The organism is Streptomyces sp. NBC_01334, from assembly GCF_035983595.1.
GTDB lineage: Bacteria > Actinomycetota > Actinomycetes > Streptomycetales > Streptomycetaceae > Streptomyces > Streptomyces coriariae.
Genome location: NZ_CP130718.1, coordinates 8,021,508 through 8,035,301 on the forward strand (window position 1 = coordinate 8,021,508; position 13,794 = coordinate 8,035,301).

General features: G+C 72.3%; 14 protein-coding genes. 10 read left to right on the top strand and 4 right to left on the bottom strand.

Features of this window, described 5'->3' with window-relative positions:
- Positions 1-172: 172 nt before the first annotated feature.
- The 9 genes from mftA to OG736_RS35750 all read left to right on the top strand — a co-directional run bounded on the left by mftA (position 173) and on the right by OG736_RS35750 (position 7,845).
- The gene (mftA, locus tag OG736_RS35710) at positions 173-319 is read left to right on the top strand and encodes a mycofactocin precursor MftA (RefSeq protein ID WP_327186074.1); all 147 of its coding nucleotides are present in this window, start codon (positions 173-175) and stop codon (positions 317-319) included.
- A gap of 10 nt (positions 320-329) precedes the next feature.
- Complete coding sequence (mftB, locus tag OG736_RS35715; protein ID WP_327186075.1) at positions 330-605, top strand: mycofactocin biosynthesis chaperone MftB; 276 nt, start codon at positions 330-332, stop codon at positions 603-605.
- The gene (gene mftC, locus OG736_RS35720; protein ID WP_327186076.1) at positions 602-1,804 is read left to right on the top strand and encodes a mycofactocin radical SAM maturase; all 1,203 of its coding nucleotides are present in this window, start codon (positions 602-604) and stop codon (positions 1,802-1,804) included. Before mftB ends, mftC begins: the two co-directional genes overlap by 4 nt.
- On the top strand, positions 1,797-3,029 hold the full coding sequence (gene mftD, locus OG736_RS35725) for a pre-mycofactocin synthase MftD (protein WP_327186077.1): 1,233 nt from the start codon (positions 1,797-1,799) through the stop codon (positions 3,027-3,029). Before mftC ends, mftD begins: the two co-directional genes overlap by 8 nt.
- Positions 3,030-3,046: 17 nt before the next feature.
- Positions 3,047-3,787 carry a mycofactocin biosynthesis peptidyl-dipeptidase MftE gene (gene mftE, locus OG736_RS35730; protein WP_327186078.1) on the top strand — a complete coding sequence of 247 codons (741 nt, stop codon included), beginning with the start codon at positions 3,047-3,049 and terminating at the stop codon, positions 3,785-3,787.
- Positions 3,784-5,169, top strand: a complete 1,386-nt coding sequence (mftF, locus tag OG736_RS35735) for a mycofactocin biosynthesis glycosyltransferase MftF (RefSeq protein ID WP_327186079.1) — start codon at positions 3,784-3,786, stop codon at positions 5,167-5,169. The genes mftE and mftF overlap by 4 nt, the downstream gene beginning before the upstream one ends.
- A 124-nt stretch (positions 5,170-5,293) precedes the next feature.
- Positions 5,294-6,475: an acyl-CoA dehydrogenase family protein gene (locus OG736_RS35740; protein ID WP_327186080.1), complete on the top strand. Its 1,182-nt coding sequence runs from the start codon at positions 5,294-5,296 to the stop codon at positions 6,473-6,475.
- A 37-nt stretch (positions 6,476-6,512) separates the two neighbouring features.
- Positions 6,513-7,094, top strand: coding sequence for a flavin reductase family protein (locus tag OG736_RS35745; RefSeq protein WP_327186081.1), 582 nt, complete (start codon positions 6,513-6,515; stop codon positions 7,092-7,094).
- A gap of 10 nt (positions 7,095-7,104) precedes the next feature.
- Complete coding sequence (locus tag OG736_RS35750; protein ID WP_327186082.1) at positions 7,105-7,845, top strand: hypothetical protein; 741 nt, start codon at positions 7,105-7,107, stop codon at positions 7,843-7,845.
- 71 nt (positions 7,846-7,916) lie between these two features.
- Here OG736_RS35750 and OG736_RS35755 read toward each other — a convergent pair whose 3' ends face one another.
- The 4 genes from OG736_RS35755 to OG736_RS35770 form a co-directional block, all read right to left on the bottom strand.
- Entirely contained in the window at positions 7,917-8,696 is a 780-nt protein-coding gene (locus OG736_RS35755; protein ID WP_327186083.1) for an SDR family NAD(P)-dependent oxidoreductase, read from the bottom strand.
- Between the two features lie 7 nt (positions 8,697-8,703).
- Positions 8,704-9,474 carry an SDR family NAD(P)-dependent oxidoreductase gene (locus OG736_RS35760; RefSeq protein WP_327186084.1) on the bottom strand — a complete coding sequence of 257 codons (771 nt, stop codon included), beginning with the start codon at positions 9,472-9,474 and terminating at the stop codon, positions 8,704-8,706.
- A 23-nt stretch (positions 9,475-9,497) separates the two neighbouring features.
- On the bottom strand, positions 9,498-10,622 hold the full coding sequence (locus tag OG736_RS35765; RefSeq protein ID WP_327186085.1) for an acyl-CoA dehydrogenase family protein: 1,125 nt from the start codon (positions 10,620-10,622) through the stop codon (positions 9,498-9,500).
- 119 nt (positions 10,623-10,741) lie between these two features.
- Positions 10,742-12,220 (bottom strand): aldehyde dehydrogenase family protein, encoded by a 1,479-nt coding sequence (locus OG736_RS35770; protein WP_327186086.1) that lies wholly within the window; start codon positions 12,218-12,220, stop codon positions 10,742-10,744.
- Between the two features lie 255 nt (positions 12,221-12,475).
- On the opposite strand from OG736_RS35770, the gene OG736_RS35775 reads away from it, so the two are divergent.
- A complete protein-coding gene (locus tag OG736_RS35775) occupies positions 12,476-13,732 on the top strand; it encodes an amidohydrolase family protein (protein WP_327186087.1) in 1,257 nt (418 codons plus the stop codon).
- The last annotated feature ends 62 nt before the right edge of the window (positions 13,733-13,794 follow it).

Consider the following 13,794-nt stretch of genomic DNA (forward strand, 5'->3'; position numbering starts at 1 on the left):
GCCGGCCCGCGCTGCGGTGCGTCCCGGTGGCCGGGACCTGCCCGGGTACCGGGCGCGCCGCTGACCTAGCGTCGGACGCCGCACGCGAGTCGGCCGCGCGGACCTCCTCGGTCGCGGCGCGCACCTCTTTCCGTTCCGACACCGGGCGCCGAGGGCGCCCAGGGAGAGTCGCATGAACGAGCTCCGCTCCGCCCAGCCCGACGACGCCGTCACCGAGGCGCTCATCGATGCCGATGCCGAGGCCTTCACCTCGGATGTCATCGAGGCCGAGGATCTCCTGGAGGAGATCTCCATCGACGGCATGTGCGGCGTCTACTAGGCGCCGCCGGATGTCAGCGATGGACCTCGACCGCGCCTGGGACCTGCATCCGCAGGTCTCGGTGCGGCCCGAACCCTTCGGCGCGCTGCTCTACCACTTCGGAACCCGCAGACTCTCGTTCCTCAAGGACCGCCGGCTCCTGGCCGTCGTCCAGGGCCTCGCCCACGCGCCCACGGCCCGTGCCGCCTGCCGGGCCGCGGGTCTCGGAGAGGACGAGCTGCCCCGCTACGGCCGGGCCCTCGCCGTCCTCGTCCGGTCGTCGATGGTCGTCGGAAGGACCTCATGACCACCACGCCCCGGCTGGTCGACCTGTTCGAGCACGGGCTCGACGCACCGATCTGCCTCACCTGGGAACTCACCTACGCCTGCAACCTGTCCTGCACGCACTGCCTGTCCGGCTCCGGCCGGCGCGACCCCCGTGAGCTGAGCACCGCGCAGGCCAAGGCCGTCATCGACGAACTGGAGGCCATGCAGGTCTTCTACGTCAACATCGGCGGCGGCGAGCCCACCGTCCGCGCCGACTTCTGGGAGCTCCTGGACTACGCCACGGCACACCACGTGGGCGTGAAGTTCTCCACCAACGGCGTCCGTATCACTCCCGGGGCCGCCGAGCGACTCGCCCGCAACGACTACGTGGACGTCCAGATCTCGCTCGACGGCGCGACCGCCGACGTCAACGACGCGGTGCGCGGGGCCGGTTCGTACGCGACGGCGCTGCGGGCCATGGAGAACCTCGCCGCCGCCGGACTGCGCGACTTCAAGATCTCCGTGGTCTGCACCCGGCACAACATCCCGCAGCTGGACGACTTCAAGGCGCTGGCCGACCGCTTCGGCGCCCGGCTGCGGCTGACCCGGCTGCGCCCCTCCGGACGCGGCGCCGACGTCTGGGACGACCTGCATCCGACGGCCGCGCAGCAACGCGAGCTGTACGACTGGCTGTCGGCGCACGGCGAGCAGGTGCTGACGGGCGACTCGTTCTTCCATCTCTCCGCGTACGGCGAGGCGTTGCCCGGCCTCAACCTGTGCGGCGCCGGACGCGTCGTCTGTCTGATCGACCCGGTCGGGGACGTGTACGCCTGCCCGTTCGCCATCCACGAGGAGTTCCTCGCCGGGAACGTGACCGGGCCGGGCGGCTTCCGGGAGGTATGGCGCGGCTCCGAGCTGCTGCGGCGGCTGCGCACCCCGCAGCACGGCGGAGCCTGCGCCTCCTGCGCCTTCTACGACACCTGCAAGGGCGGCTGCATGGCCGCGAAGTTCTTCACCGGGCTTGCGCTGGACGGCCCCGACCCCGAGTGCGTGCAGGGGCACGGTGAGGCGCTGCTGGCCCGCCGCGACGCGACCGCGGTGCCCAGGCCGTCCGGCGACCACTCCCGCAGGACCGTGGCTCTCGTCCTCACCCGTCGGCCACCGGTCCGTCCCTGCGACGAGAACCCGCTGGCCGGGACGGCTGTGGCGCCGACCGGAAAGGACGCGGCACATGCCTAGGAACCCCTGGTTCGAGACGGTCGCCGAAGCACAGCGCAGGGCCCGCAAGCGGCTGCCGAGGCCGGTCTACGGCGCGCTCGTCGCGGGCTCGGAGCGCGGCCGTACGATCGACGCCAACGTGGCGGCCTTCGCCGAACTGGGCTTCGCCCCGCGGGTCGTCGGCCACCATGCCGACCGCGACCTGACCACGACCGTGCTGGGCGTGCCCACCGCGCTGCCCGTGCTCATCTCGCCGACCGGAGTCCAGGCCGTCCACCCGGACGGGGAGGTCGCCGTGGCCCGGGCCGCCGCGAGCCGGGGCGTCGTCATGGGGCTGAGTTCGTTCGCGAGCAGGCCCGTCGAGGAGGTGGCGGGCGCCCAGCCGGACCTCTTCTTCCAGCTCTACTGGAGCGGAACGCGCGCGACGATGACCCAGCGCATGGACCGGGCCAGGGCCGCCGGCGCGAAGGCGCTCATCGTCACCCTCGACTGGTCCTTCTCGCACGGCCGCGACTGGGGCAGCCCCGCCGTCCCGGAAAAGCTCGACCTCAGGACCATGCTGCGGTTCGCCCCCGACGTACTGCCCCGGCCCGGCTGGCTGTGGCGGTACGCCAGGTCCGGCCGTCTCCCCGAACTCACCGTGCCCAACCTGCGCGCCCCCGGCGGCGAGGCGCCCGGCTTCTTCGCGGCCTACGGCGAGTGGATGCAGACCACGCCCCCGACCTGGGAGGACGTCAAGTGGCTGGGCGAGGAGTGGGGCGGACCCCTGCTCCTCAAGGGCGTGACCCGGGTCGACGACGCCAAGCGGGCCGTCGACGCCGGGGTGACGGCCCTGTCCGTCTCCAACCACGGCGGCAACAACCTGGACACCACCCCCGCCACCATCCGGATCCTGCCCTCCGTCGCCGAAGCCGTCGGCGACGAGATCGAAGTACTCCTCGACGGCGGCGTCCGCCGGGGCGGCGACGTGGCGAAGGCACTCGCCCTCGGCGCCCGCGCCGTTCTGATCGGCCGTGCCTGTCTCTGGGGCCTCGCGGCGAACGGACAGGCCGGTGTCGAGAACGTGCTGGACATCCTGCGCGGTGGGCTCGACTCGGCCGTGCTGGGCCTCGGGCACTCCTCCGTCCACGAGCTGGGTCCCGAGGACCTGGTGATTCCTGCGGGCTTCCCGCTAGTCCTGGGCGGCGGGGGCCTGCCGGTGGGGCCCTCGGCGGCCCCGGCCGACGTCGAGTCCCCGGTCGCCTGAGCGGGGCGGGGGACGCCATGCCGCGAGTCCTGGCCGACACCGCCTGGCCGGCCGTGCCGCCCGGCGCGCTCGTCCTGGTGCCGGTCGGCTCCACCGAGCAGCACGGACCGCATCTGCCCCTCGACACCGACACCGTCGTCGCCCACGCCGTCGCCCGGCGGACGGCCGACGCCCTAGCCCCGGGAGCGCACGGCCCACCGTTCGTCGCACCGCCGCTCGGCTACGGCGCCAGCGGCGAACACGAGGACTTCCCGGGGACCGTCTCGATCGGGCACGAGGCGCTGCGCGTGGTCGTCGTGGAACTGGTGCGCTCGCTGTCCCGGTGGGCGGGCCGCGTCGTCTTCGTCAACGGCCACGGCGGCAACACCGCCACCCTCGACACCGCCCTCGGACTGCTGCGAGCCGAGGGCCACGACGCCGGCTGGACCGGCTGCGAGGTGCCGGGCGGCGACGCGCACGCCGGGCGTGCGGAGACCTCCGTGCTGCTGCATCTGGCCCCGGAGCGGGTACGACCGGACGCCGCCGTCGCCGGTGACGCCCGGCCACTGGCCGCGCTGCTGCCGGAGCTCACGGCCCGCGGTGTCCGCGCCGTCTCGCCCTCCGGCGTGCTGGGCGATCCCGCCGGGGCCAGCGCCGAGGAGGGCCGCCGGGCGACGGACGCGATGGTGGCCACGACGGTCCGCCGGATCACCGCGTGGAGCTGCGACGCCCGAGGCCGCCTCACCGATCCGGCGCACCCGAAGGCCGTACGCCGGTGACGCTTCCCGTCGGCTTCAGGGTCGAACTCGACCGGCACACCCGGGTGATCGACGGCGGCCGGGCCCTGCTCGGCGGGTTCCCGACCCGGTTGCTGAGGCTGACCCCGAGGGCGCGGCGGCTGTTCGACGGCCGGTCGCTCACCGTGCGGGACGCGGCGGGCGCGCTCCTCGCGGAGCGGCTGACCGACACCGGCATGGCCCATCCCGTCGCCGATGCGCTTCCGGCTCCTCCCGACCTCCGGTACACGGTCGTCGTACCCGTCCGCGACCGCCCACGCCCACTGGACCGGCTGCTGCGGAGCATCCGCGCGGACGCCCCGGTGATCGTCGTCGACGACGCCTCCCGGCGCCCGGCCGCCGTGGCGGCGGTCGCCGCGGGCCACGGCGCCCGGCTGGTCGCCCTGGCAGCCAACGCCGGACCGGCCGGCGCGCGCAACGCCGGGCTCCGTCTCGTCACCACCCCGTACGTGGTCTTCGCCGACTCCGACATCGTGCTGGACCCCGAGACCGTGCCCACCCTGCTGAGGCACTTCGCCGACCCCCTGGTCGCCATGGCGGTACCGCGCATCACCGGCCTGGCGGCCCCCGCCACGAGCTGGATCGAACGGTACGAGAACGCCAGGTCCTCGCTCGACCTCGGCGCGCACCCGGCCCGGGTCCGGCCCGGCACGCCCGTCTCCTGGGCGTCCTCGGCCTGCCTCGTGGCGCGGGTGGACGCGCTGGGGGAGGGCTTCGACGAGCGCCTGCGGGTCGGGGAGGACGTCGACCTGTGCTGGCGGCTGATCGCGGCCGGCCGGCGCGTGCGCTACGAACCCGCCGTCCGGGCCGCCCACGAGCATCGCGTGCGTGTGCGGGACTGGCTCCTGCGCAAGGCCGTGTACGGAACCGGGGCACAGCCGCTCGCCCGGCGGCACCCCGCGTACATCGCACCCGCGGTGTTCGCCCCGTGGGGCGCGGCGTTCGCCGCCGCGCTCGTCGTCCAGCGGCGCTGGTCGGTGCCGGTCGCGGGGGTCGTCCTCGGTGTCGTCACCCTGCGCATCGCCCGCAGGCTCGACGGCACCCCGCACCCGTACCGGCTGGCCGCGCGGCTCACCGCCGACGGGGCGCTCGGCACCCTGGCGCAGACCTCCGCGCTGCTGACCCGCCACTGGTGGCCGCTCACGGCCGTCGGCTGCCTGGTCTCCCGCCGGCTGCGCAGGGCCGCGGCGGTCGCCGCGGTGGCCGATATCGCACTCGAGTACCGGCGCGACGGCACTCCTCTCGACCCGCTCCGCTACGGCCTGGCCCGCCGCCTCGACGACCTCGCCTACGGGGCCGGCGTGTGGTTCTCGGCCCTGAAGGGCCGCTCCACCGCCGCGCTGCGGCCCCGCGTCACCCGCTGAGTCCACAGTCCCGGTCAGCGGAAAGCGCGCAGCGGGTGCCGGTCCCGGGCCCCGACACTGTGGCCGTCCCACCGTCGGCGACGCGCGGCGGATGCGAGGGACCAGTCACCAGGAGGTGTGCGGCGTGACGCATGAAGTGATCGGTCGTGTCGAGGAGCTGGGCGCCGAACTGGCAGCACTCGCCGACGAGAACGAGTCACTCGGCAGGCTGAGCGACCGGACCGTCGGACTGCTCCGCTCCGCGGGGGTCGTACGACTGCTCCAGCCGAAGGAGTACGGCGGATTCGGCGCCCACCCCCGGGACTTCGCCGAAGCGGTGATGGCCGTGGCCCGGCACGACGGAGCCGCCGGCTGGGTGTGCGGCGTCGTCGGCGTCCACCCGTGGGAGCTGGCCCAGATGGATCCGCGGCTCACCCACGAGGTGTGGGACGACGACCCGGACACCTGGATCGCCTCGCCCTACATGCCCAACGGCATCGCCGAGCCGGTGGACGGCGGCTATGTCCTCAGCGGACGCTGGCCGTTCTCCTCGGGCAGCGACCACTGCGGCTGGGACTTCCTCGGCGCGCTCCTCGGGGACGGCAAGGGCAGGCCGGCCGGGCCCATCACGGTGCTGCACGTCGTGCTGCCCCGCTCGGACTACGAGATCATCGACGGCACCTGGGACGTGATCGGACTGTCGGGGACCGGCAGCAAGGACGTCGTCGTGGACAAGGCGTTCGTTCCCGAACACCGCGTCATCCGGCAGGAGGCGGTCCAGGACGGGGCGGCCGCGGAGGCGGTCGGGCTGACCGACACCCTGTACAAGCTGCCCTTCAGCTCGATGTTCCCGCTCGGGATCACCGCGGCGGTCATCGGCATCTGCGAGGGCGCGCTCGACATCCACCTGGCCCAGCAGCGCGACCGGGTCGCGGTCACCGGCGTCCAGGTCCGCGACGACCCGTACGTCCTCTACGCCGCCGGGGAGGCCGCGGCGGAGATCGCCGCGTCGCGGGTGCAACTCATCGACGGCATCAGCCGGTTGTACGACCAGGTCGAGGCCGGCCGGCCGATCACCCTGGAGGACCGGGCGAACGTCCGGCGCAACCAGGTCCGTTGTGCCTGGCGGGCCGTCTCCGCCCTGGACGAGATCTTCGCGCGGTCCGGCGGGAACGCGATCCGGCGGGGCAACGCGATCCAGCGGTTCTGGCGCGACGCGCACGTCGGACTCCAGCACATGATCCATGTGCCCGGCTCGGCTTACCACGCGAACGCCCTTGCCCGGATGGGACTCGAGCTGCCCGAGGCGATGCGGATCCTGATCTGACGTGGACCCGGTGAGATCGCAGAGGCGAGGAGGCCGTATGAGCGACGGCGTGACGCGTCCCCGGACGACGGACGCGATCGACGGGCGCCGATTCCGCGACGTCCTGGGCAACTTCCCCACGAGCGTGGTCGCGATCACCACCACGGACGCCGAAGCCCGGCCGCACGGGATGATCGTGGGCACCTTCACCTCCGTGTCGCTGACCCCGCCCCTGGTGTCCTTCCTGGTCGACCGCTCCTCCACGACCCTGAGGACGATCAGGACCGCCGGCCGCTTCTGCGCCAACGCGCTCGCGGGTGACCAGGAGCGGCTGTCGCGCAAGCTGGCGGCCGGATCGGCCCGGCAGCGGTTCGCGGACACGAGCTGGCAGGCGTCGGCGCTGGGCAGCCCGGTCCTGGACGGAATCGTCGCGTGGGTCGACTGCACGGTGGAGCAGGTCGTCGAGATCGGCGATCACCTGCTCGTCGTCGGACGGGTCCACGATCTGCGCGTCGAGTCGATGAAGACCCCGCTGCTGTTCTTCCGGGGCGGATACGGCGACTACCTGTCGAGCGCGGCGCTGCTGCTCGACAGGCTCGTCGGGTGGGACGAGATCGGTCGACAGCAGTCGGCGAAATAAGGAGCCGCAGATGAAGAAGGACCTCTACACAAGACTGCAAAGAGTGTCGGCGTGGTGCGGTGTCATCCTCTTCGTGGGATTCTTCGCCGCGTTCGCCGTGGGCGATCTCGCCCCGCCCATGAGCCCTACGGAGAGCCCCGAGGACATCGTCGCCTTCCTCAAGGACCATCGCACGGGGATCCTCACCTGTGTGTCCCTGATGGTTCTGCTCATCCCGTTCGAGTACCCGTACGTCATCGTGACGAGCATGCAGCTGCGCCGGGTGGAGGGCGGCTGGGGGATGCTGTCCATGATCCAGCTCACCACGGGCATCATGGCCCCGGCCGGGTTCTTCTTCCCGCTCGCGATCCTCGCCGCCGCGGCCTACCGACCGGAGATCCACTCCGCCGACGTCCTGTCCGCGATGACCGACACCTTCTGGCTCATGTTCGTGGGCAACGCCTGCGTCTTCGTCCTCCAGGTCTGGTCGATCGGATACGCCGCCTTCATCGACCACACCCGGGAGAAGCCGGTCTTCCCGCGCTGGTACGGCTGGCTCAGTATGGCGCTGGGGGTGCTGCTCATCCCGGGCGCCTTCGTCTTCCTCAACCGGACCGGACCGCTCGCCTGGGACGGACTTCTCGCGTACCTGATCCCCTCGATCGCGTACGTCTTCTGGAAGGTCGCCACGCCGTACGTGCTGTTGAAGGCGATCACGTCCGAGGAGAAGGAGCTGGCCGGGAAGCCTGAGGCCGAACCGGTGACCGTGTAGGACAGCCGCACCACAGAGGCCGTGCCCCGCGATCCACCTCGCGGGGCACGGCCACCGGCGTTGTGCCGACGTCAGACCGAGAGCGCGAACCCGCCCGTCACGCGCAGCGTCTCCCCGGTGACGAAGGAAGCCCTCGACGAGACCAGATAGAGCAGCGCCTCGACGACGTCCTGCTCCCGGCCCTCCCGCTGGAGGATCTGTTCCCCGAGGACACGGTCCGCCTCGGCCTGCGACAGCTGGGCCCGCACCGTGTCGGTGAGGATCAGGCCCGGCGCGATCGCGTTGACCCTGATGCCGTCGGCGGCGAACTCGCGGGCGAAGGACACCGTCAGGCCCCGCACGGCGAGCTTGGACACGCCGTAGACGCTGCGGTTCGCGTAGGCCGCCGACGACGAGATGTTGACGATGGAGGCGCCGGCGCGGCCCTTCATCGCCTCCCGGGCCGCGAGGGAGCAGATGATGACGCCCATGACGTTGACGTCGAGCACCCGTCGTACGTCGGCGAGGCCCAGCTCGGTGAACGGCCTGTTGTAGGCGGCGTGCAGGCCGGCGTTGTTGACCAGGACGTCGAGTCCGCCGTGGCGTTCGGCGGCCTCGCTCACGACCGCGCCGACCTGGTCCTCGTCGGCCACGTCACAGGCGACTCCCGTCACCCGGCCGCCCCGTGGGTCGAGTTCCGCCGCCGCCCCGGCCGCGGCGGCGCCGTCGATGTCGGCGAGCACCACCTGCGCGCCGAGCGCCGAGAGCGCCGCGCCGAACGCCTTGCCGAAGCCCCGGCCCCCTCCCGTGACGAGGGCCACCTTGCCCTGGAGTGCGGTGTCCTGTGGCGTCAGCACCTGGTTGTCCGGCATCAGAACCTCACTTCGGGCCGAACCGCTGGCCCGCGTCCAGACGCAGGCACTGGCCGTTCAGCATGGGGTTGTCGATGATCGCCAGGGCGAGCCTGGCGTACTCCTCGGGGCGGCCCGGACGCCGGGGGAACGCGGCGTCCCGCACCAGCGCGGCCAGCTTCTCGGCGGGGATCCGCTCGGTGGCGCCGGTCTCGAACAGACTGGGCGCGATGGCGACGACGCGGATGCCGAGCGAGCCGAGGTCGCGGGCCATGGTGAGGCTCATCGCGGCGATCGCCGCCTTGGCGGCCGAGTAGGCGACCTGGCCGATCTGCCCCTCGAAGGCGGCGATCGACGACGTGTTGACGATGACGCCGCGTTCGCCGGTGGTCTCGGGATCCTCCGGTGCGTTGCGGCTCATGTGCGCGGCGGCCAGCCGGCTGATGTTGAAGGTGGCGACGGCGTTCAGGTCGAGCACCCGGCGGAAGGTCTCCAGGTCGTGCGGACCGTCCTTGCCGAGCGTGCGCCGTACGCTGCCGCCGCCGGCGGTGGTGACCGACACATGCAGCGCGCCGAGGGCCGCCACGGCGGCGTCCAGCGCGCTCCCGGTCGCCTCGAAGTCGGTCACGTCGACGGGATGGAAGCTGCCGCCGAGCGCGGCGGCGACCTCCTCGCCCGCCGATGCCGGACGGTCGAGCACGGCGACGTCGGCGCCGCGGGCCGCGAGCAGCTCGGCGGTGGCACGGCCCATGCCGGAGGCACCGCCGAACACCACGGCCTTCTTGCCCTTGATCTCCATCGGGAACCTTTCGGGTCGTCGGTTCAGGCGGACGCGGGGGGCCGCCGCAGGAGGGTGCAGAGCCGGTCGCGGTGCACGGCGGCGTCGCCGTACAGCACGCTGTCGGCCCTGGCCCGGCGCAGGTGGAGGTGGAGGTCGTGCTCCCAGGTGAAGCCGATGCCGCCGTGCAGCTGGAGCGCCCGGGCCGCGACCTCGCCGGTCCCGGCCGCGGTGTACGAGGCGGCGGCGCAGGCCGCCCGGGCGGCGTCGACGGCGCCCGCGTCGGCGGCCATCGCCGCGTAAGCCGTGGCGGCGCGGGCGCCGTGCACCAGCAGCGCCATGTCGGCGCACGCGTGCTTGACGGCCTGGAACGTCCCGATCGGCCGGGCGAACTGCACGCGCGACGTGGTGTGTCCGACGGTCAGCTCCAGCATCCGCTCCATCGCCCCGAGGGCGTCGGCGCACCGCAGCACCGACGCCTCGTCGAGCAGCCGCTGTATCTCCTCCGGTCCGCCGGCGAGACGGTGTGCGGGCGGCACCCGTACGCCCTCGAGCCGGACCTCGTGGAACGAGCGGGTCAGGTCCAGGGTCCGCTGCCGCCGGACGGTGACGCCGGGAGCCGACCGGTCCACCAGGAACGACCCGGGGACCCCGTCATGACGTGCGGTGACCAGGAGCCAGCGGGCGCCGCCCGCGTCCTGCACCGCCGTCTTGACCCCGTCGAGCACGATCGCGTCCCGGTCGGTGCGGGCGGTGGCGCGGATCCCGTCGAGGGACCAGGGGGCGCGCGGTTCGGCGAAGGCCCAGGTGGCCCAGCCCGATCCCGTGGCGAGCGCGGGCAGTACCGCGGCCCGCAGCTCGGGCGGCCCCGCGGCGGCCAGGGCCCGGCCGACGATCGCGGTCGGCGCGAGCGGACCCCGCCCGAGCGCGCGCCCCATCTCCTGGGCGACCAGCGCGAGTTCCACCAGGCCCTGGCCGGAGCCGCCGTACTCCTCGGGCAGGCCCAGACCGGGCCAGCCGAGGCCGGCCGTCAGCCGCCACACCTCCGGGTCGACGTCTTCGTCGCGATCCGCCCAGGCCCGTACGTGCGCCATCGGGGCCCGGTCCGACAGCAGCTCGCGTGCGGCCGCGCGCAGCATGCCCTGCTCCTCGCTGAGCTCGAAGTCCACGAAGGTAAGGTATCCTCTATTGTTCGTTCGGTCGATAAGCGTGACAGATTCAGCAGGTACTGGGCCCCGCTTCCCCCAATTTAAGTGCTCTGAATTGTGTCACGATCGCGGTCGGGTGCTCAGCGGGCGGCCCAGCTGACCGTCTTGGTCTGGAGGTACTCGTCCAGTCCGAACTCGCCCCACTCCCGGCCGAGTCCGCTCTGTTTGTAGCCGCCGAACGCGGCTCGCGGGTTCACCCCGGCGCTGCCGCCGTTGATCGTCACACCGCCGGCCCGGATACGGGACGCGATCTCGTACGCGGCCGCGGTGTCGGCGCTCCAGACGGCGCCCCCGAGGCCGTACGGGCTGTCGTTCGCGATCCGCACCGCCTCCTCGTCCGTGGCGAACGGGATGACGACGCCGACCGGTCCGAAGAACTCCGTACGCGCGACGGTCATGTCGTTGGCGACGTCGGCGAAGAGGGTCGGTTCCACGAACCAGCCCCGGTCGAGGCCCGCCGGACGTCCGCCGCCGTGGACGAGGCGCGCTCCCTCCTCCTCGCCGACCCGGATCAGCTTCTCGACCCTGTCCCGCTGCGCTTCGCTGATCAGCGGGCCCATGGTGGTGGCCGGGTCGGCCGGATCGCCGACCCTGACCTCGGCGAGGGCGGCGCTCAGCCGGTCGACGAACTCGTCGTGCACGGACTCGTGCACGAGCGTGCGGGTCAGCAGGGAGCAGCCCTGCCCGGCGTGGGTGGTGATACCGGAGAGCGCGGAGCGGACCGCGCCGCCGAGGTCGCCGTCGGCGCGGACGAGGGCCGCCGACTTGCCGCCTAGTTCGAGGACGACCTTCTTCAGGGAGGCGGCGGCCTGGGCGTAGACCATGCGTCCGACGGTGTCCGACCCGGTGAAGCTCACGAGGTCCACCATGGGGTGGGTGGTCAGCTCGCGGCCCGCCTCGACATCGCCGGTGACGATGTTCAGCACGCCCGGCGGCAGTCCGGCGGCGTCCGCGAAGTCGCCGATCAGCAGGGACTCCAGGGGAGTGGCGGGCGCCGGCTTCAGTACGGCCGTGCAGCCCGCCGCGAGCGCCGGGATCACCTTCATCATGCTGAGGAAGAACGGGAAGTTGTAGGCGGAGATCAGGGCGCACACGCCGAACGCCTCGCGGCGCAGCACCCCTTGGGAGATGCCGATGCCCGGCGCGATCGTCGCGTCCATCGGGCGCTCCCAGGCGAAGGCCGGGATCACCCGCTCGGCCATGTCGCGCAGATGCGCCACCGGGACCCGGGTCTGAAGGGTCTCGGCCAGCGCGCGGACCGAGCCCGCCTCCGCCATGTTGACGGCCACGAGTTCGGGCAGCCGACGCTCCATCTCGTCGGCCATGCGCAGCAGGACGGCGGCCCGTTCCGCGGGCCTCAGCCGCGGCCAGGGGCCCTCGTCGAAGGCGCGCCGGGCCGCTTCGACGGCCTGGCGTACATCCGCGGGCGACGAGCCCGGGACCTCCGCGACCCTCTCCTGCGTCGCCGGGTTGCGGACGGTCACCGGGGTGTCCGACCGGCCGTCGGTGCGGCGCCCGTCGATGTAGAGCCGCGAAGAGAACGAGTACGTCGTCACCATGTGCCGTCTCCTGGTCGCCTGCGGACGTCTTCCTTTTGAGTGTACTGAATTACGACTTCGACAGAAGGGGGGAGTGCCATCGGCTCTGTGTCAGCGTTCTGTCAGGTTTCGAGGCCTCGGCCGCTCGGTGAATCCGTATGCTGAATCATTGACTGGACCGGTCGGTACAGCTAACTTCGGCACCATCCGCGGGGTGGGTTCTGCAACGAACGACGAGGTTCGAAAGAGGTACCGCCTGTGTTCAAGGAATTTGTCGTGTCCGGTGATTCGCACATCATCGAGCCGGTCGATCTCTTCAAGACCCGGCTGCCCGAGCACCTCAGGGAACGGGCCCTCTGGGAAGAGGAGTTCACGCTCGACGAGCCGATCGTCGAGGGCGGCCACACCGAGTTCAAGAAGCTGCACACCATCGGATACGACGGCTGGACCATCTCCAAGTACCGGCAGTTCGGCGGGCAGACCCCGGACGGCGAGCCGCAGCACATCATCCGGGACATGGACCTCGACGGCGTCGACGCCTCCGTGATGTTCCCCAACCTCTCCCTCTTCGTCCTGTTCACCGACGACCACGAGCTGTCGATGGCGCACGCGCGCGTGTGGAACGACTACATCGCCGAGCGGTTCCTCCCGTACCGGGACCGGCTGCGCCCGACAGCGGCGATCCCCGTCACGGACATCCCCGAGGCCGTCGCCGAGATCGAGCGGTGCGCGCGCCTCGGGCTGGGCGCGATCCTGATCCCGGAGACCCCGCCCGTGCCGTACGCGTCACGGTCGTACGACCCGCTGTGGGCGGCCGCCCAGGCGAACGGGATGCCGGTCTTCATCCACGTCGCCACCGGCGGGGTGAAGACGAAGGAGAGCACCTCGGAGACGGCGCTGACCGTCCGGAGCATGATGACGGCCGTCAACATGGGCAAGGGCCAGTTGACCGACGACATGGTCTCGGGCCGGCTCCAGAACTCCGCCGCCGGTTTCTCCAGCCCGCAGCGCATCATCGCCGACCTCGTCGGCGGCGGCGTCTGCGAGCGGTTCCCCGGACTGCACTTCAACCTGATCGAGTTCAGCGCCGGCTGGCTGGTCTCCTACATGGGCTTCATGGACAAGTCCTTCCGGACGGGCATCGGCCAGGACCCCGACTGGTGGCTCGGCTTCTGGGACGACAGCCGCTCGCCGAAGGAGCAGCCGGCCATGGGACGGCTGTTCACCGTCAACGGCAAGTGGCCCTACCCCCTCAAGCCCAGCGAGTACATCCGGCGCCAGATCCACGTCCAGTTCGCGGACGACCCGACCGCCGTCAAGGCCCGCCACATCACCGGAGTCTCGACGGTCATGTGGGGGAACGACTACCCCCATGCCGAGGGCACCTTCCGCAGCAGCGCCGAGTGCATCGCGGACAACTTCGACGACACCGTCTCCGACGAGGACCGCGCGGCCATCCTGGGCGGCACCCTCGCCGGCGTCGTGCACTTCGACACCAGCAAGAAGCTGGCCCCCGTCACCGAGGACGCCTGACCGCGACCGGGCCGCGCACCGGGTCAGGAGCGGTCGCGCTCCGGGGCCGGTGCGCCGCGCCG